A 17,162-nucleotide genomic window follows, 5' to 3' on the forward strand; every position below is an offset into this window, starting at 1 on the left:
GCCGGGGATTTACCGGACCGCCTTGCCCACGGCATCCAGCACGCCATTGACGAACTTCGCCTCGCGCGGTTCGAAAAAGGCGTGCGCCACATCGACGTATTCGGAGATGGCCGCTGGGGCGGGCACATCCGCACGGGCGAGCAGTTCATATGCACCGGCGCGCAGGATCTGCAGCATGGTCTTGTCCAGGCGCGTGAGCGACCACCCCTGCGCAAGCTTGCCGGTCAGCAGCTCATCGATCTCTTCGCAGCGCGCAATCGTGCCTTTCACCACGTCATCGAAGAACGCCACTTCGGCCTGAGCATACCGATCCTCGTCGATCTCCATGCCCAACCGGTGGCGATGGAACTCGTCAAGCAGCGATGGCAGCGGCGTTGCTTCCATTTCGAACTGGTAGAGTGCTTGAACAGCGGCGAGACGTGCGGCCGCGCGAGCCTTTTTGGAACCGGTCATTGGCCAAGCCTTACAGAAATGGAGCGCGCATGCGCGGGAAGTCCCTCGGCATCGGCCAGGGCCACGGCGGCTGGGCCGATCGCCTGCAACGCCGCCTGATCGAGTTGGATGAAACTGGTGCGCTTCATGAAATCGAGCACGGAAAGCCCGGAGGAGAACCGCGCCCGCCGCCCGGTGGGCAGCACGTGATTGGGACCGGCGACATAATCGCCCACCGCTTCAGGCGTCATCCGGCCCAGGAACACCGATCCGGCATGGCGGATTCGGCGCATCAACTGCTCGGGATCGTCAGTGGCGATTTCCACATGTTCGGCTGCGAGAGCATTGGCAAGCGCGGGCGCCTCTTCAAAGTCGGCAACGTCGATGATGACGCCGTTCGCCTCCCAACTGGCTCGCGCCACCGTCTGCGTCGCAAGGCCGGCGAGTTCGCCTTGCACGGCCTGGGAAACGGCGTCGGCGAAAGCCGCATCGTCGGTAATCAGGATCGACTGAGATGTCGGATCATGTTCGGCCTGGCTGAGCAGGTCGGCCGCGATGCGCCGCGGATCGTTCCGTGCGTCAGCGATGACCAGGATCTCGCTAGGTCCGGCCACCATGTCAATGCCGACTACGCCGTAAAGCTGGCGCTTCGCTTCGGCGACCCAGGCGTTGCCGGGGCCGGTAACGACGTCTACCGGGGAAATGCGCGAGGTGCCATAAGCCAGTGCTCCCACCGCCTGGGCGCCGCCGATGCGCCAGACTTCGTTCACGCCGGCCAGATGGGCGGCAGCCAGCACCAGCGGGTTAACTTCGCCCTTCGGTGTGGGCGTGACGACCACTAGCCGCTCAACCCCCGCGACCTTGGCGGGAATGGCGTTCATCAGCAGCGATGAAGGATAAGCCGCCCGCCCACCCGGCACATAGAGACCGGCGGCGTCGACCGCGCGCCAGGTTGCGCCCAGGCGCACACCAGCATCATCGGTATAGTCGCGATCTTCGGGAAGCTGTGCTGCGTGATAAGCGCGGATGCGTTCGGCAGCCAGTTCCAGGGCGGCGCGCAGCCCGGCATCCAGCGCGTGAAAAGCGGCCCGGCATGTGGCTGCATCGATGTTCCAGCCACTTTTGTCGAGGTCATGCCCATCGAACCTGGCGGTCAGTTCCGCCAAGGCCGCATCGCCGCGCTCATGCACGTCCTTTAGGATGGCGGAAACGTCAGCCGCGACATCGACAGCGCTTTCGCGCCGATCGGCCACCACGCCTGTGAATGCCTCGGCAAAGCCGCGCGCGCGGGATGACAGGCGCAACATCAGGAGACGGCCTTCTCAGCCACTAGCGCGCGGAAGCGCTCCACCAGTGCGGCGACCCGGTCGTCCGTCTTGAGCGCGGCGCGATTGACGATGAGGCGCGCGGAAATATCCAGGATGCGGCTGGTTTCGACCAGGCCGTTCTCCTTGAGCGTCCGCCCGGTGGAGACGAGATCGACGATCCGGTTCGAGAGGCCGAGCGAGGGGGCCAGTTCCATCGCACCGTTCAGCTTCACCACTTCGGCCTGAACCCCCAGCTTCTCGAAGTGACGCCGCGTCAGATTGGGATATTTGCTGGCGATGCGCAGGTGCGAGGGCAGGGCGGCGCCCATCTGCCCTTCCGGTTCGGCTACGGACAGGCGGCAATGACCGATATCGAGATCGACCGGAGCATAGAGATCGGGATAAGCAAATTCTTCCACCACGTCTGAACCGACGATGCCGACTTGCGCGGCGCCGTGCGCCACGAACGTGGCCACGTCGAATGCGCGCACGCGGATCAGGCGCATGTCGCTGTTTTCGCAGGCGAAGGACAGCGCGCGAGACTTCTTGTCGTGAAACTCCGCCTCAGGCGCTACACCGGCACGGGCCATCAGCGGCAGCGCCTCGTCGAGGATTCGGCCCTTGGGCACGGCAAAGGTCAGCGGTTTCGGCATGGTGCGCGCATTTAGGGCGCAACCGGCGAAAGGGCAACATGGCGCAGGAACAGAAAGATTTCGGGCAGGGATTTGGCGGCGATGTCACTGAAGCTTTCGCCAACCAGGTGGCCTATTGCCGAAACAATAATGCGCCGATCACCGCGCGCGTCGTCGCGGCAATCGCCGCCTTGTTGGACGATCCGCGCGCCGGCCCCTTCGTCGCTCATATCCGTGGCTGGAAGGGCAAGCCGCTTGCGGACGCCTTGCCTTTGCGTGTGGCGGGTGGGCTTCATGCGCTGTTCCAGTCTGGCCGCGCCCCGTCGCTGGCGCCAATCTATGCCGGAGCGAGGGCGGACGACGTGGCGATCGTCAGCAATGTTGCGCTTGAGCATGCTCAATATCTGCTGCCCTGGCTTGACGGGCCACCGCAGACCAATGAAGCGGGGCGCTCGTCCAATTTCATCGCCGGCATGCTGTGGCTGGCATCGCAAGGGCTGCCCACGCGCTTCGAATGTCTGGAAGTGGGATCGAGCGCCGGGATCAACCTGATGATCGATCGCTATCGCTATGATCTGGGCGGGGTGAAGATCGGGCCCGCCTCAGGCGTGATGGCCTTCACGCCCGAATGGCGAGGCGCGCCGCCACCGGACCTGCCGATTGCATTCGCTTCGCTGAAGGGCTGCGATGTCGCGCCGATCGATCTTGCCGATCCGGAGCAGGCCCTGCGCCTGCGCGCCTATATCTGGCCCGAACACACGGCGCGTTTTGCCCGCCTTGATGCCGCCATCGCCGCCGCGCACGCCTCGCCGCCCGATCTTGTCCGGATGAACGCGGCCGATTTCGTCGAACAGGAACTGGCGCGCCCGCGAGCGACCGGGACCACGCGCGTCCTGATGCATTCCATCGTTATGCAGTATGTGCCCGAGGATCAGCGCCGACGGATTGACGAGGCCATGGAATTGACGGGGGCAAAAGCCGGCCCTGACAGCGCGCTTGCCTGGATTTCCGTCGAGGCCGACCGGACCTTTCTGGGGCACGTGGTGAACATGCGGTACTGGCCCGGCGGCAAGGAATGGCGCCTGCTTGCACGGGCACATGCTCATGGAGCGTGGATCGAATGGCTGGGTGGCGCCTGACCGGCGCCTATTCCCCCGGCGCGCGCGCCTTGATAGCGACGGCGTGTACTCGGTTGCCGGGAATATCGCCGAGCGCGGCATTCACGAGGCGTTGGCGCTGCAGGCGGGAGAGGCCGGTGAAGCAGGCGCTTTCGATGACGATGGTGAAATGCGATTCGCCGCTCCCATCATCACCCGTATGCCCGTGATGATTGGCGGAATCGTTGATGATATCGAGGCTAGATGGCTCGAAAGCGGCGGTGAGGAGTTGCCGCATTTCCTGTGTGAGTGGTCCGTTCATGGGTTCCATTTAAGCGCTTCATCCCCCATCTTGAAGCCAGTGAGACACCAGAGATTTCATGGCAGGTACGAAATGGGCGGGCAGGCGTGCAACTGGCCCGGATGCGAAGGCGCGGGCGAGTTCCGCGCGCCGGGGGTTCGGCCGTCCGGTTTCGACGGGCCGGGCGAGTACCGTTGGTTTTGCCTGGACCACGTGCGCCAGTTCAATGCGGGCTACGATTATTTCGAAGGCATGAACACCGAGGAAATCCTTCGCGCCCAGTCGCCCCTTCATGGTTGGGAAGCGCAGAGTCGCGCGTTCCGCCCCGACGCCGGGATCGGCGGAATACCGCGCTGGGCTGATTTCGCCGATCCGTTGGAGGCCATCAGCGCCCGCGCGCGCGTTCACGTTGATCGGCGCAATGCTGAACTGAAACCCGAAAATGCGCGTTTCACGCCGCAGGAAAGACGCGCGCTTGATGTGTTGGGCCTTGGCGGTGACGTTGATCGCAAGGCGTTGCGGCAGCGTTACACACGATTGTTGCGCCAGTATCACCCGGATCACAATGGCGGAGATCACAGCCATTCCGCCCGCCTGCAAGGCGTGGTTGAGGCATATCAACTGCTGCGCAAGGCGACCGCTTTCGCTTAAGCCATCGTACTGAAGCGGGGCGCTGAAGCCGGGCAGTATGGTCTCATCCGCTTGCCGCAGTTCTCCTATTCCGCCTCACATAGCGCCTTAAGCTGATCGGCGCAGGCGCCCCAGCCTTCGCGGAAGCCCATTTCCTCATGCTGTTTGCGGGTTTCCTCATTCCAGTGGCGGGCGCGGGCGGTGTAGCGGGTGCCGTCCGACTCCGGTTCGATTTCCCAGATACCGATCATGAAGGGACCGGCAGGCTGGCAATCATCCACGATCGCGTCCGTGGTCACGAACCGGCGGCCTTCCTCAAAGGCGAGATAGATACCATTCTGAGGCATCACTTCACCGTCCGGCCCATAGAAGGTCATCTCGCAGGCACCGCCCGGGCGCCGGTCCTGCCGATCGACTTGCGCGCGCCAGGGGGCGGGGCACCACCATTCCTCCTGGCGATCAGTCATGACTTCCCAGACTTTTTCCGGCGTGGCCGCGATGAAGCGGGTTACTGACAGTTCGTTGGCTGTATCGGGCACGTGGCTCTCTCCATGGGTTTTTTGCGCGGGTGGGCAATCAATCGCGATCCGGCGCGCCAAGTGGAAAAAACGCGCGATAGGGACGGGCTTCGTCCACGCATCGTGCGATCGGAGGCAATTGCAGAAGATGCGCACGCCAGCGCCTGAGAGAGGAAAATTGCTCCGCAATCGGATGCACCCAGTCGGCATAGAACAGCGAGGGGGCGGCGGCGCATTCGACAAGAGTGATACGGTCCGTCACGGCATAGGATTCCAGCCACCCTTCCAGCCAGGCGTAAGTCCGTTCAAGCCGTGCCTGCGCCTCTCCGACCCGCATCATATCCGGGTTTTCGGGGTTTCGTAGATATTCGCCGACCACCTCCTGCATGGGAGTCATGACGTAATTGTCGAATACCCGGTCCAGCATCCTGATGCGGATCGCTGCGTCGGGATCGCGCGGCACCAGGGTATTCACGGCGCCGTGGCGGTTCGCGATGTGTTCGACGATGGAGGTCGCCTCGAACACCAAGTTTTCCCCATCCTGCAGGACCGGGAATTTGCCGAGCGGCCCGGCTGACAGGACCGCCGCCACGTTCTCCGGATGGTCGGGATCGACCATGCGGAACACGAACTTCACCTCGGCCGCATAAAGCGCGATCAGTGTCTTCCACGTGTATGACGAAAAGGGATGGCCATAGAGCGCCAGGGTCATGACTTCCAATCTCCGCAAAGGGTCAACATATGCGCGTTTCGGCGGGGCGTTTATGCCTCGACGCCCGCACGTGCGGCCTCGATGGCGGCGACATCGATCTTGCGCATCGTCATCATCGCGTTGAACGCGCGCTGGGTCGCTGCTGGATCGGGATCGCTATAGCTCTCCAGAAGTTGACGCGGCGTGATCTGCCAGGAAACACCCCATTTGTCCTTGCACCAGCCGCACATACTTTCCTGCCCGCCATTGCCGACGATCGCATTCCAGTAGCGGTCCGTTTCCTCCTGGTCGTTAGTGACGACCTGGAACGAGAAGGCTTCGCTATGCGAAAATTGGGGGCCACCGTTGAGGCCGATCACCGGAATGCCCATGCAGGTAAACTCGACGACGAGCACCGCACCTTCCACGCCGTCGGGATAATCGCCGGGCGCGCGCGTAATGCCTTCGACGCGGGTGTCGGGAAAAGTTTCGGCGTAAAAGTTTACGGCCTCTTCAGCGTTCTGATTGAACCATAGGCAGATGCGGTTCTTGATGGTGCTGTTCATTTCTTCATCTCCGCGATCAAGGCATTGTCGATGGCTTTGGCGGCCTTGTAAGGGGCGCGGCCCTGGCAGCGTTCGGCATAGGCGGCGAAGGAAGGCAGGGGAGGGAGAATGCCGAAGTTCAAACCCCAGTCGACAGCGCTGCCGACATAGACGTCCGCCATGGTGAAGCGATCGCCGCAAATCCAGACAGCGTCGGCCAGATGGCTGTCGAGAGTCTTGATCGTGCGATCGAAGCTGCCCCAGCCGGCTATTGGCTCCTGCTCCGGCGAAGGCTCGAACTTCAGGTTGCGCGATGTGATCGCCTGTTCCACCGGACCCGCCGCGAAGAACGTCCACCGATAGTAATCCGCCATTTCCGCATCATTGGGCAGCAGGCCCGCCTCGGGATGCATTTCGGCAAGGTAGAGGCAAATCGCGGCGGCTTCCGTCACCACCCTGTCCCCATCTTCCGCATGATGGACAAGGGTGGGCACCTTGCCCATCGGATTGGCGGAGAGGAAACCGGCAGGCTTGTCCTGCCACGGCACTAGCGCCTGTTCGTAATCCGCACCCGCTTCGTGAAGCGCCCAGCGGGCGATTTGTCCACGAGACATCGGATGGGTGTAGAACGTGTAATCGGCCATCGGCGGATCCTCCCTGAGGTATATGAACAAATAGAGAACAAAATGAAAAATGTCAAGGAATTTTCGTTTCCTATGACAGTTTTGGTCCTACCAGTCCGAAAGGAGCGCCCTGGGGATCGATTCCGCTCAGCGAAAATTCCCCGCCGGGAATTTCGTGCGGTCCGTGAATGATCTTGCCGCCCCCGGCCTCAATGGCGGCCGCCGCGCGACCGATGTCGTCCACGCCGATGTAATAGGTCCAGAACGGGAAGGGGGCCTGCGGCGTCTTCTGCATCAACGCGCCGATGGTGACGCCGCCACATTGAAGGAAGCGATAAGAGCCGAGGGATCCCATGTCCATGGCGCCTTCCTGGCCCCAGCCGAAATGCCGCTGGTAAAAGGCGAGAGCCGCATCGGCATCGGTGGTCATCAGCTCGTTCCACCGAACGTGTTGAGCTTTGGTGGGCGAGAAGACATCGCTAGTGGCGTCCGGATCATGCGCCGGAGGGATCGGCGACATCACGTAAAAGGGCACGCCTTGGGGATCCGTCACAAGGGCGAAGCTGCCCACGCCGATCGATGTCTTGGGCATGAGCACCTTGCCGCCGTCAGCAACGATTCCTTCGACTGTGCTGTCCACGTCCGCGACGTGGATGTAGCCCAGCCAGCAGGGCCGCGCACCGCCGGCCTGCATCTGTTCGCTGAGAGCCAGCATGCCTCCGGCGGCGGCGCCGTCGCTGCGTACGATCTGCCGATAATCGACGCCGCTCGGTTGCGGTCCGCCGCCGATCACCTTCCAGCCGACCACATCGCCGTAAAACGCCGTGGCTCCCTGCGGATCGGTGGTCATCAATTCGTACCAGATGAAACTTCCTGTCGGGTTGCTCATGGGTCATGCTCCTGCGGTTTGGCGGATTCGCTCCACGACCGGTTGAAAGCCGCCGTAAATCATGCGCTTGCCATCGAAGGGCAACTCGTCCGGCGAAGGCGGTTGCACTTCCGCCTGCATTTTCGCCGAAGCGGCGTCGCAAGCTTCGCGAGAGGGCCATTCGACGAATGAGAACACCACTTTCTCATCCGGCCGAGCTTGCACGCTGCGAAAGAAGTCGGTCTGCTTGCCTTCCGGCACTTCTTCCTGCCACGCCTCGACCAGGCGCAGCGCGCCGTATCCCCCGAACATATCCCAGGCCTTTGTCGCCATTTTGCGGTAAGCTTCCTTGTTCGCTTCGGGAACGGCGAGAACGAAGCCCTGGACATAGGCGCCCGGCGTTGGCTTCCCTTCGTCCACGATCGGCTCAAAGCCGCCAAAGATCATCCGCTTGCCATCGAAGGGCATCGGATTCTTCGCCGGATCGAAACGCGCCTCGGCTTTCATCATCTCCATGATCTTGCCCATGCCTTGCTCGCGTGCGGCCTTGTCGGGCCATTCGATCCAGCTGAAGCACACCGTTTCGTCATCCTTCGCTTCCACGGCCCGGAAAAAGTCGGTCTGCTTGCCGGAGGGAATGTCTTCCCCCCAGCCCTCCAGCACGCGGCGAGCCCCGAATTTCAAGAACAGCGGATCGATTTCTTCCGCGTGAGCGATGAACTTCTCTTTGTTGGCGGTCGGGACTGCCAACACGAATCCTTCGATGTAGGACATGGCATATCTCCCATGTTAGGCCGGTTCGCGATAACCGGCGCATTGGTCGGCAAGAGCGCGTTGAAAAGCCGGCCGCGCCTCTCCCCGTGCCTTAAGGGCCGAGAGGGTTGGGAACTCGGCAACGAGATCGGTGTGATCCACGTTGCGCAGCACCGTGACCATCATGATGTCGGCGATCGAAAACGGACCGGCGAACCACTCCCGATCCCCCAGTCCGCGCGCCGTGCTCGCCAGGCGAGCGCGAGCGAGTTCGAGAGCGGAAGGACGGGCTTCCCGCGTCCAAGGCTGGCCGGCCTGAAACACATCCAGATTGACGATCTGCATCAGGATCGGCTCGACGCTGTTGAGCGCCGCGATCAGCCAACTCGCGGCCGCCCAACGCTGCGCCGGATCGCGCGGCAGGAGCCGCTCGTCCTGTTCGCCCAGATAAAGCAGGATTGCGCCGCTTTCGAACAGGCGCAAGTCGCCGTCCGCAAAGGCGGGAACCTGGGCGTAAGGCTGCCAGTCGCGATATTCGTCCGGCTTCGGTTGCATGGCGTCGAAATACTGCGGGCAATAGTCGCGCCCAATTTCCTCCAGCGCCCAGCGCACGCGCAAGTCCCGCACATAGCCGCGCGCGAACGGCGGCACGTTGTCGAACGCGGTGACCAGGGTTTTTGCAGCTTCATTGACAGGCATCTTCTTTTCTCCCGAAAATCGTTCAGATGGCCGGTTCGGCGGCGGTTTCTCCGGAAATGGCCGTTGGGTCCATCCACATGACCTCCCAGACGTGCCCGTCCGGATCGGCGAAGGCACGGCTTGCCATGAAGCCGTGATCCTGCGCGGGATTGACGTCTGCAATACCGCCGGTGCCATCCGCCTTAGCGTTCAGGCTGTCCACTTCCGCGCGGCTTTCGCAGGAAAGACACAGCATCACCTCGCTGGAGTTCCGATCAGGGATCGGCCGCGCGGTGAACTGCGCCCATTTTTCATGTGTGAGGATCATCACGAAGATCGTCTCCGACCAGACCATGCAGGCGGCCGTGTCGTCTGTGAACTGGGGATTGTTCACAAAGCCAAGCGCCTCGTAGAAGGACTTGGAACGGGCAAGATCGGCAACGGGCAGATTCACGAAAATCATGCGACTCATCAGGCTTCTCCCATTTGTTTATCTGCGAATCGATATTGCCTTAGGGTGCCACTTGAGTTACAAAAAGCAACTATGAAGTTTAAAAAAGAAACTTATCCGGGTCGGGTCGTGCACGGCAAATGGTATGACGATGCCTGCGGGGCTGCGTTCGCGATGGAACTTGTCGGCGAACGCTGGACACTTCTCGTGATTCGCGAGCTTATGCTAGGCGGGCGACGTTTCAGCGACATTCGCGCCAGTCTGCCCGCCCTAAGCGCCAAGACGCTGACCGAGCGTCTGGAGACGCTGCGCGAGCTGGGCATTGTCGAACGCACGCATCTGCCGCCGCCCGCTTCGGCGCAAGTCTATCAGTTGACGGAATGGGGGCGGGCGCTGGAGCCGGTACTGCAGGAATTGGGGCGCTGGGCCGTGCGCTCGCCGCTGCACGATCCGGCGCTGCCGCTGACGCCGGTGGCGCTCATGCTCTCGCTGCGCACCATGCTTGATCCCGGTAGGATCGGCGATCTTGAACTGTGGGTTGCCTTCGATGTGGGCGGCGATCGGTTCGCCGGGCGGCTCCGCGGCGAAGAGCTGAGTATTCATCCGGCGGGCGAGGCGGAAATGTCTCCCGATTTACGCTTCAGCGCGCCCAGCGCCTCGGATTTCCTGCCGGTGTTTTATGGCAAGCAGAAGCCCGAAGAGGCGGGGAACCGGCTGGCGATTGCCGGCGATCCCGCGTTGGCGCAACGCTTCATCGATCTGTTCGCGTTGCCGCCAAAGTGCGGCTCATGAACGGCAGAGGGCAAGGAAAGCTTATTGCGGTGCAACGCTGCCTCCTTTAGGCGATTCCCGCGATGACTGACTCTGCGAACATCAAGACCGAGAACCGCGACGCCACCGCGCTGGCCGCGCCTGATATCGAACTCGACGTGCGCGAAACCTTCGGGATCGACATAGACATGAAGGTTCCCGCCTTCTCGGTGGCGGATGAGCGCGTGCCCGATTTCGATGATACTTACGTCTTCGACCCGGACACTACCCTTGCGATCCTGGCAGGTTTTGCCTTCAATCGCCGCGTGATGGTCCAGGGGTATCACGGCACTGGCAAGTCCACGCATATCGAACAGGTCGCTGCCCGGCTCAAATGGCCGTGCATCCGCATCAACCTTGACGCGCACATCAGTCGCATCGACTTGATCGGCCGCGACGCGATCGTCCTGCGCGACGGGCTGCAGGTTACGGAGTTTCGCGAGGGCTTGCTGCCCTGGGCGCTGCAGCACCCGGTGGCGCTGGTCTTCGACGAATACGACGCGGGCCGGCCGGATGTGATGTTCGTGATTCAGCGCGTGCTGGAAACCGAAGGCAAGCTGACTTTGCTGGATCAGAACCGGGTCATCCGTCCGAACAAGTTCTTCCGGCTCTTCTCCACGGCCAACACGGTGGGTCTTGGCGATACCTCGGGCCTTTATCACGGCACGCAGCAGATCAACCAGGGCCAGATGGACCGCTGGAACCTTGTCGTTGGCCTCAATTACCTCCCCGCGGAGACGGAGACGGCGATCGTCAGCAAGAAGGTGCCGCAGATCGACGCCGGCACTATCGCACAGATGGTCAAGGTGGCCGACTTCACTCGCCAGGGTTTCATCAACGGCGACATTTCCACCGTCATGAGCCCCCGTACGGTGATAACGTGGGCGCAGAACGCCGGCATCTTCAAGGACGTGGGCTTCGCATTCCGCCTCTCTTTTCTCAACAAGTGCGACGAGACGGAGCGTATGCTGGTGGCCGAATACTACCAGCGTGTGTTCGGAACCGAGCTGCCGGAAAGCGTAGTGAGCAAAGCCTGAAGAACGCCGCCGTTCATTCGTCCGGGTACACCGCCCGCACGAAATAGAGCCCGTCCGGCGGCGCGTTAAGGCCCAGCGCCTGGCGGTCGCGTGCTTCCAACGCTTCGCGCAGTTGTTCCTCCCGCCATCGGCCGAGCCCCACCATCGCCAGGCAGCCGACCATCGAACGGACCTGGTGATGCAGGAAGCTGCGGGCCTCGGCCTCGATCAGAACCATGTCACCTTCGCGTTCGACGCTGAGCCGATCGAGCGTTTTGACGGGTGACTGCGCCTGGCAATGGGCAGATCGGAACGTCGTGAAGTCATGCCGCCCCACGAGCGCCTGCGCCGCGCGATGCATTGCGGCTTCGTCGAGCAGCTTTGCCACTTGCCACGCCCGGCCACGCTCCAGCGTCAGCGGCGCGCGCCGGTTGACAATGCGGTAAAGGTAAGCGCGGCCGACGCAGGAGAACCGCGCATGCCAGTCGTCCGGCGCCGCACGGCAAGCAAGTACCGCAATGGGAGCTGGGCGCAGCCGGGCGTTCAGCGCTTCCATCAGCCGGAAAGGGGTAAAGGGCTTGGTGATATCGACGTGGACTTTCATGGCCAACGCGTGAACGCCGGCGTCGGTCCGTCCCGCCGCATGCATAACCACTGTTTCGCCGGTCACCGCCATGACTGCTTCTTCCAGCGCTTGCTGCACTGACGGGCCATGCGCCTGGCGCTGCAGGCCCATGAAGGGGCCGCCGTCGAACTCAAGGGTGAGGGCAAACCGGGTCAAGCCAGCCTCGTTCCCGCCGGGATCGGGCGGCCACGCAACAGATCCGCGCTAGTCATGGCCGGCTTTCCCGCGCGCTGAATCCGGGTGATCCGGACAGCTCCCGCGCCGCAAGCCATCGCCAGCGCATCGTCCAGCGTCTCGCCCGGCTCTCCCGCGCCGTCGGTAAGGTCGGCGGCCAGGACCTTGTACCGTTCGCCCTCCAGTTCGAAGAAGGCTCCCGGCGTCGGAGCGAAGGCGCGGATCTGTCGCTCCACTTGTTCTGCTGCTTGCGTGAAGTCGAGACGAGCTTCCGTCTTGTCGATCTTCTTTGCGTAAGTCACCCCGACCTCGGGTTGGACTACCGGACGATGCTTGTCGAGTTCGCGCAGCGTATCGATCATCAAACGCGCACCTTTTTCAGCCAGCTCGGCGGTCAATTCGCCCGCAGTCTTGCGATCTATCGTTGTGCGCAGCGTTGCCAGCATCGGCCCGGTATCGAGCCCTGCTTCCATCCGCATGATGGTGACCCCAGTGGTCGGATCGCCAGCCAGGATCGCACGCTGGACGGGGGCAGCCCCTCTCCAACGTGGGAGAATCGATGCATGGATGTTGAGGCAGCCTAGAACCGGCGCGTCCAGCACGGCCTGCGGGAGGATCAGACCATAAGCCGCCACAATCGCGATATCCGCTTGAAGGGCTGCGAATGCCGCCTGGTCGCCGGCACCTTTCAGCGACACCGGGTGTCGGACCTCGATTCCGCGCGCCTCGGCTTCCTGGTGGACGGGGGAGGGCGTCAATTCCTTGCCCCGCCGCCCACCGGGACGGGGAGGCTGCGTGTAAGCGGACACGACCTCATGATCCGCTTCCACCAACGCGACGAGCGCGGGTACGGCAAATTCCGGTGTTCCCATGAAGATGATGCGCAAAAATCCTGCTCCGTCCTTCGACAAGACCTGGCAGAGCGGTTAGGGAAATGCCCATGGCATCGCAAGAGATCGAGACGTTGACCACCGTCCTGTCGCGCCTGCCCGGCCTTGGCCCTCGCTCGGCCCGGCGCGCGGTGCTGTGGCTGATAAAGAGGCGAGAGACGGCGTTGGTGCAACTGCTGGATGCGCTTACCGCCGTCAAGGAAACCCTTGTCGAGTGCCATATCTGCGGCAATGTCGACACCACCGATCCTTGCGGGATTTGCGTTGATCCTCGCCGCGATCCGCGTTCGCTCTGCGTGGTGGAGGAAGTCGCCGATCTCTGGGCGCTGGATCGGGCGCGGCTGTTCACTGGATGTTATCACGTGTTAGGGGGGCGGCTGTCCGCGCTGGACGGTGTGCGGCCGGAGGATTTGACGATCGATCGCTTGCTGCAGCGGATCGCCGAAGGCGGGATCGACGAAGTGCTGCTGGCGATGAACGCCACTCTCGAAGGGCAGACCACAGCCCATTATATCGCCGAGCGGCTGGAGCGCTATCCGGTGCGGGTGACGCAACTCGCCCATGGGCTGCCGGTCGGCGGCGAACTGGATTATCTTGACGAGGGTACGCTGGCGCAGGCGATCAGGGCGCGGCGGCCCGTGGGCTGAGGTTTCGATATGCCTTCTTGGCGGTGCCGGTTGGAGCCGGTTTCGGCGGAGAGAGCAATACCGGCGCAGGAGCGGGCAAGGTCAACCTTACCGGCATGTTCGGCTGGGCCGGCTTTACGCCGGACTTGACCAGCCAGTAGGCTATGGTGTCCGCCGTGGCCTGCATGCCGGCCTTGTTGAGGTGCCATTGCAGGCCGTGCCGCCCGTCATAGCCTGGCGGGGCGCCGATCATCCAGGGTTCCGGATCGCAAGGTGTGTGATTGGCAGAGGCTTGGTTCATCTCCACCACGAGGGCGTTGTTCACCTGTGCGACCTGGGCGGTTATCCGGGCCAGCCGGTGGCCGATCTCACGCACGATCGCGGCGTCCTGCTCGCTCACCGGCGTCGCCGGGCAAAGCGCGCCAGCGGGCGGCAGCGGCGTGAGATATTGGACGAAGACCAGACGTGCTTGCGGCGCGGCGGCGCGGATACGCCGGGCGATCTCGTCGAGCTGCGCTTCGTCGCGCGCATAGTCGGCTTCCGTCGGTACTTTCACGCCGCCGCAGGCCACGGGTTTTGCGACTGATGTTTCCAGAGCGCGGGCCCGGAACGCACAGGTGGCCGAAAAGAGGTTGCCGATGTAGGAAAGGTCGTTTCCGCCGATGGTGAGCGTCACCAGCCGCGTGGCCGGGGTGATGCTCGCGATCTGCGGCGGGATATCTCCCCAGGGGCCAAGCACGTGGTCGGTCGTCGCGCCTGAACATGAACGATCGATCAACGTCATGCCGAACCGCTCTGCAAGCAGAGTGGGATAATTGCTGAGGCTTTGCCCACAGCGGGCCGGGCCACCGGGCTTGGGCGGCGGCAGCATCGGGCCCGCGGCGTAAGAGGAGCCGATCGCCACATAACGCTGCCCCTCCAGGCTTTCCTCGACCACAGTTTCGGAAGGCGCACTTTCCGCGGCGCGGGCGGGTTCGCCCATCCCCGGCGAGAGTGCGGCAATAGCCAGAGCCAGCATGACGATCGGCTTCATCACTTGACCCAGTCCAGCCCGATTTCCTCGTAGATGTCGCGGGCCTCCGCCCAGTTTTCTTCCACTTTCACATGGAGGAAAAGATGGACTTTCTGTCCGAGCACCTCGGCCAGTTCCTTGCGCGCCGCTTCGCCGATGGCACGGATCTTTGCTCCGCGCTTGCCCAGCACGATGGCTTTCTGGCTGTCTCGCGCAACGACGATCTGCTGCCGGACCTCCACCGATCCATCGCGACGCTGAACATAGCTTTCGGGGCGGACGGCAGCATCGTAAGGCAACTCGTCATGCAGTTGCTGGTACAATTGCTCGCGCGTGATTTCACACGCCAGGAGCCGCTCCGACGCATCAGACACCTGGTCTTCGGGGTAATGCCAGGGGCCGTCAGGCATCAGTTCCGCTAGGCGGGCCTTGAGTTGCGGCACACCGTCGCCGGAAAGAGCGGAGATGTAGAACACCTCGTCAAAGGGCGCTTTGCCCGTCAGGTCCTGCGCGAGGGTAAGGAGCGGCTCCTTCGGGCTGGCGTCCACCTTGTTGAGCACCAGCAGTTTACGCTCCGGCCGATCCTTTAGCGTTTCCAGCAGGGGCTCAAGCTCGTGCCGGCGTTGCTTGATCGCATCCACGACCAGCAGAATGGCGTCGGCCTCCTGCGCGCCTTCCCAGGCGGCGGCCACCATCGCGCGGTCCAGGCGACGCCTGGGCGCGAAAATGCCCGGTGTGTCGGCCAGAATGATCTGCACCTCGCCTTCCAGAGCGATCCCGAGCAGGCGCGCCCGCGTGGTCTGCGCCTTGGCTGAGGTGATGGCGACTTTCTGCCCCACCAAAGCATTGACCAATGTAGACTTGCCTGCATTCGGCGCGCCGATCACGGCGACGAGGCCGCATCTCTCCGTCATGCGAACTTCCTCATGAATTCTTCCGCGGCCAGCGTTTCGGCTTCCTGCTTGGAACCGGCCGTCGCCTGCGCCGATCCGACATTGTGAACATGGACCTCTACGGTGAAACGCAGCGCGTGGTCGGGTCCGGCGCGGTCGACCAGACGATATTCCGGCATGCGGCGACGGCTGCCGGCGGCCCATTCCTGCAATGCCGATTTGGGATGCTTGCGTTTGCCCGTCTTGCCCGCCAGCGTATCGGCCCAGAGCTTGCGCACCATGTCGCGCGCGGCGGGGAAGCCGCGTTCGGTGAAGCAGGCGCCGATCATCGCTTCCATCACATCACCCAGGATATTGTCGGAATCCTCGCCGCCGTCATCGCGCGCCTGCTTGCCCAGGCGCATGTGCGGTCCCAGTCCGATCTCGCGCGCGATGCCGGCGCAGGTGGCGCGGCTGACAAGAGCGTTCAGGCGCTGCGAGAGCCGTCCTTCCGGCTCATCGCTCTCACGATAGAGCCATTCGGCGATCGCAAGGCCAAGTACGCGATCGCCCAGAAACTCCAGTCGCTCGTAATTGCGCTTGTCCCCTGTCGAGCCATGGGTGAGCGCCGCGAGCCAGAGCGCCTCATCTTCGGGCGTATGTCCGGCATGTCGAGTAAGAAAAGTGCGCGTTTCGCCGTCAAGCATGAGCATCAGGCACTCAGAACGTGCCTCCGATGCGGCTCCAGCGGGCTGCAGTGAACCAGGTCCATGGCTTAAGCCATTCGGCGGAACCGTTCGTGGAGAACATCATCACGGCCGCCTTGCCGACGAGGTTGGCCTGAGGGACGATGCCGATGCCTTCGCCCTCGACGGCGGGAAACCGGCTATCGAGCGAATTGTCGCGGTTGTCGCCCATCAGGAACATCTGGCCCTCCGGCACCACGTAGACGCCGGTATCATCCTGCGGCGTCTGTCCCAGGTCGAGCACATTGTAACTTTTGCCGTTAGGCAGCGTCTCCTGGAACTGTGGGTAATTACAGACCTTTCGCCCATCCTTGCCAGTGCCTTCGAATTCGGGCCCGTAGCAATGCGTGTTGGGTGTAACCGGCAGCACGAAATCGGCGATCCGCACTTTCGGAACCGGCTTGCCGTTAAGCCATACCTGGCCACCCTTAACCTGCACTTCATCACCAGGGAGGCCGATCACGCGCTTGATGTAGTCGACATCATTGCCAGGGGGGGCCTTGAATATGACGACATCGCCGCGCTCGGGCTGGCGCGCAAACAGGCGGCCGGGGATCAGCGGCACGCTGAACGGCAGGGAATATTTCGAATAGCCGTAAGACCACTTCGTCGCGAACAGATAGTCGCCATCGAGCAGGCGGGGCAGCATGGATTCGCTTGGGATATTGAAAGGTGAGACGATGAAACTGCGCAGCACAATTACGCCCAGCGCCAGCCACAGCAGGAACGAGAAGAAGTTTTCGTCCTTCTTGGCCGGAACGTCGGCTCCGGTTGCCGGTGGTCCAGCGTCGAGATTGCTTGCGCTTGGCGTTTCGTTCATGCGCGAACCCTTGTTGCCAGCAACGTCCGGCGTCAAGTGCGATCC

23 protein-coding genes are annotated in these 17,162 nt (G+C 62.8%); 5 read left to right on the forward strand and 18 right to left on the reverse strand.

Features of this window, described 5'->3' with window-relative positions; all coding sequences use genetic code 11:
* Window positions 1-9 precede the first annotated feature (9 nt).
* The 3 genes from nusB to hisG are packed head-to-tail and all read right to left on the reverse strand — an operon-like array spanning window position 10 to window position 2,392.
* Complete coding sequence (gene nusB, locus V7D69_RS02060; protein ID WP_333604956.1) at window positions 10-453, reverse strand: transcription antitermination factor NusB; 444 nt, start codon at window positions 451-453, stop codon at window positions 10-12.
* Window positions 450-1,739: a histidinol dehydrogenase gene (gene hisD / locus V7D69_RS02065; RefSeq protein WP_333604957.1), complete on the reverse strand. Its 1,290-nt coding sequence runs from the start codon at window positions 1,737-1,739 to the stop codon at window positions 450-452. The genes nusB and hisD overlap by 4 nt, the downstream gene beginning before the upstream one ends.
* Window positions 1,739-2,392 carry an ATP phosphoribosyltransferase gene (hisG, locus tag V7D69_RS02070; RefSeq protein WP_333604958.1) on the reverse strand — a complete coding sequence of 218 codons (654 nt, stop codon included), beginning with the start codon at window positions 2,390-2,392 and terminating at the stop codon, window positions 1,739-1,741. Before hisG ends, hisD begins: the two co-directional genes overlap by 1 nt.
* Before the next feature lie 38 nt (window positions 2,393-2,430).
* Here hisG and V7D69_RS02075 point away from each other — a divergent pair, with 38 nt between their 5' ends.
* The gene (locus V7D69_RS02075) at window positions 2,431-3,510 is read left to right on the forward strand and encodes a DUF2332 domain-containing protein (RefSeq protein WP_333604959.1); all 1,080 of its coding nucleotides are present in this window, start codon (window positions 2,431-2,433) and stop codon (window positions 3,508-3,510) included.
* A 7-nt stretch (window positions 3,511-3,517) separates the two neighbouring features.
* On the opposite strand, the gene V7D69_RS02080 is transcribed toward V7D69_RS02075, so the two are convergent.
* Window positions 3,518-3,790 (reverse strand): BolA family protein, encoded by a 273-nt coding sequence (locus V7D69_RS02080; RefSeq protein WP_333604960.1) that lies wholly within the window; start codon window positions 3,788-3,790, stop codon window positions 3,518-3,520.
* A gap of 72 nt (window positions 3,791-3,862) precedes the next feature.
* Here V7D69_RS02080 and V7D69_RS02085 point away from each other — a divergent pair, with 72 nt between their 5' ends.
* A complete protein-coding gene (locus V7D69_RS02085; RefSeq protein WP_324060969.1) occupies window positions 3,863-4,420 on the forward strand; it encodes a J domain-containing protein in 558 nt (185 codons plus the stop codon).
* A 65-nt stretch (window positions 4,421-4,485) separates the two neighbouring features.
* On the opposite strand, the gene V7D69_RS02090 is transcribed toward V7D69_RS02085, so the two are convergent.
* The 8 genes from V7D69_RS02090 to V7D69_RS02130 all read right to left on the reverse strand — a co-directional run bounded on the left by V7D69_RS02090 (window position 4,486) and on the right by V7D69_RS02130 (window position 9,547).
* Window positions 4,486-4,938, reverse strand: coding sequence for an SRPBCC family protein (locus tag V7D69_RS02090; protein ID WP_324060970.1), 453 nt, complete (start codon window positions 4,936-4,938; stop codon window positions 4,486-4,488).
* A 37-nt stretch (window positions 4,939-4,975) separates the two neighbouring features.
* On the reverse strand, window positions 4,976-5,629 hold the full coding sequence (locus V7D69_RS02095; protein WP_324060971.1) for a glutathione S-transferase family protein: 654 nt from the start codon (window positions 5,627-5,629) through the stop codon (window positions 4,976-4,978).
* A 50-nt stretch (window positions 5,630-5,679) separates the two neighbouring features.
* Window positions 5,680-6,174: a VOC family protein gene (locus V7D69_RS02100; RefSeq protein WP_324060972.1), complete on the reverse strand. Its 495-nt coding sequence runs from the start codon at window positions 6,172-6,174 to the stop codon at window positions 5,680-5,682.
* Window positions 6,171-6,797 (reverse strand): glutathione S-transferase family protein, encoded by a 627-nt coding sequence (locus V7D69_RS02105; protein WP_324060973.1) that lies wholly within the window; start codon window positions 6,795-6,797, stop codon window positions 6,171-6,173. The genes V7D69_RS02100 and V7D69_RS02105 overlap by 4 nt, the downstream gene beginning before the upstream one ends.
* Before the next feature lie 70 nt (window positions 6,798-6,867).
* Complete coding sequence (locus V7D69_RS02110; RefSeq protein ID WP_324060974.1) at window positions 6,868-7,665, reverse strand: VOC family protein; 798 nt, start codon at window positions 7,663-7,665, stop codon at window positions 6,868-6,870.
* Between the two features lie 3 nt (window positions 7,666-7,668).
* On the reverse strand, window positions 7,669-8,418 hold the full coding sequence (locus V7D69_RS16165; RefSeq protein WP_442947033.1) for a DUF1428 domain-containing protein: 750 nt from the start codon (window positions 8,416-8,418) through the stop codon (window positions 7,669-7,671).
* Between the two features lie 15 nt (window positions 8,419-8,433).
* Window positions 8,434-9,096 (reverse strand): glutathione S-transferase family protein, encoded by a 663-nt coding sequence (locus V7D69_RS02125; RefSeq protein WP_333604961.1) that lies wholly within the window; start codon window positions 9,094-9,096, stop codon window positions 8,434-8,436.
* A gap of 22 nt (window positions 9,097-9,118) precedes the next feature.
* Window positions 9,119-9,547 carry a VOC family protein gene (locus tag V7D69_RS02130; protein ID WP_324060976.1) on the reverse strand — a complete coding sequence of 143 codons (429 nt, stop codon included), beginning with the start codon at window positions 9,545-9,547 and terminating at the stop codon, window positions 9,119-9,121.
* A gap of 72 nt (window positions 9,548-9,619) precedes the next feature.
* On the opposite strand from V7D69_RS02130, the gene V7D69_RS02135 reads away from it, so the two are divergent.
* Entirely contained in the window at window positions 9,620-10,318 is a 699-nt protein-coding gene (locus V7D69_RS02135; RefSeq protein WP_333604962.1) for a winged helix-turn-helix transcriptional regulator, read from the forward strand.
* Window positions 10,319-10,380: 62 nt separating this feature from the next.
* A complete protein-coding gene (gene cobS / locus V7D69_RS02140) occupies window positions 10,381-11,373 on the forward strand; it encodes a cobaltochelatase subunit CobS (protein WP_324060978.1) in 993 nt (330 codons plus the stop codon).
* A gap of 13 nt (window positions 11,374-11,386) precedes the next feature.
* Here the strand turns inward: cobS and truA are convergent, their stop codons facing one another.
* A complete protein-coding gene (truA, locus tag V7D69_RS02145) occupies window positions 11,387-12,133 on the reverse strand; it encodes a tRNA pseudouridine(38-40) synthase TruA (RefSeq protein ID WP_333604963.1) in 747 nt (248 codons plus the stop codon).
* Complete coding sequence (gene fmt / locus V7D69_RS02150) at window positions 12,130-13,038, reverse strand: methionyl-tRNA formyltransferase (protein WP_324060980.1); 909 nt, start codon at window positions 13,036-13,038, stop codon at window positions 12,130-12,132. Before fmt ends, truA begins: the two co-directional genes overlap by 4 nt.
* Window positions 13,039-13,091: 53 nt before the next feature.
* On the opposite strand from fmt, the gene recR reads away from it, so the two are divergent.
* On the forward strand, window positions 13,092-13,688 hold the full coding sequence (gene recR / locus V7D69_RS02155) for a recombination mediator RecR (RefSeq protein WP_324060981.1): 597 nt from the start codon (window positions 13,092-13,094) through the stop codon (window positions 13,686-13,688).
* Here recR and V7D69_RS02160 read toward each other — a convergent pair.
* The 4 genes from V7D69_RS02160 to lepB are packed head-to-tail and all read right to left on the reverse strand — an operon-like array spanning window position 13,663 to window position 17,117.
* Window positions 13,663-14,700 carry an SGNH/GDSL hydrolase family protein gene (locus tag V7D69_RS02160; RefSeq protein ID WP_324060983.1) on the reverse strand — a complete coding sequence of 346 codons (1,038 nt, stop codon included), beginning with the start codon at window positions 14,698-14,700 and terminating at the stop codon, window positions 13,663-13,665. The two genes, recR and V7D69_RS02160, sit on opposite strands and share 26 nt — an antisense overlap.
* A complete protein-coding gene (gene era, locus V7D69_RS02165; RefSeq protein WP_324060984.1) occupies window positions 14,700-15,593 on the reverse strand; it encodes a GTPase Era in 894 nt (297 codons plus the stop codon). The genes V7D69_RS02160 and era overlap by 1 nt, the downstream gene beginning before the upstream one ends.
* Window positions 15,590-16,258: a ribonuclease III gene (gene rnc, locus V7D69_RS02170; RefSeq protein WP_324060991.1), complete on the reverse strand. Its 669-nt coding sequence runs from the start codon at window positions 16,256-16,258 to the stop codon at window positions 15,590-15,592. The genes era and rnc overlap by 4 nt, the downstream gene beginning before the upstream one ends.
* A gap of 13 nt (window positions 16,259-16,271) precedes the next feature.
* Window positions 16,272-17,117 carry a signal peptidase I gene (gene lepB, locus V7D69_RS02175; RefSeq protein ID WP_324060985.1) on the reverse strand — a complete coding sequence of 282 codons (846 nt, stop codon included), beginning with the start codon at window positions 17,115-17,117 and terminating at the stop codon, window positions 16,272-16,274.
* Window positions 17,118-17,162: the final 45 nt, after the last annotated feature.

The organism is Novosphingobium sp. (assembly GCF_036733805.1).
Lineage (GTDB): Bacteria > Pseudomonadota > Alphaproteobacteria > Sphingomonadales > Sphingomonadaceae > Novosphingobium.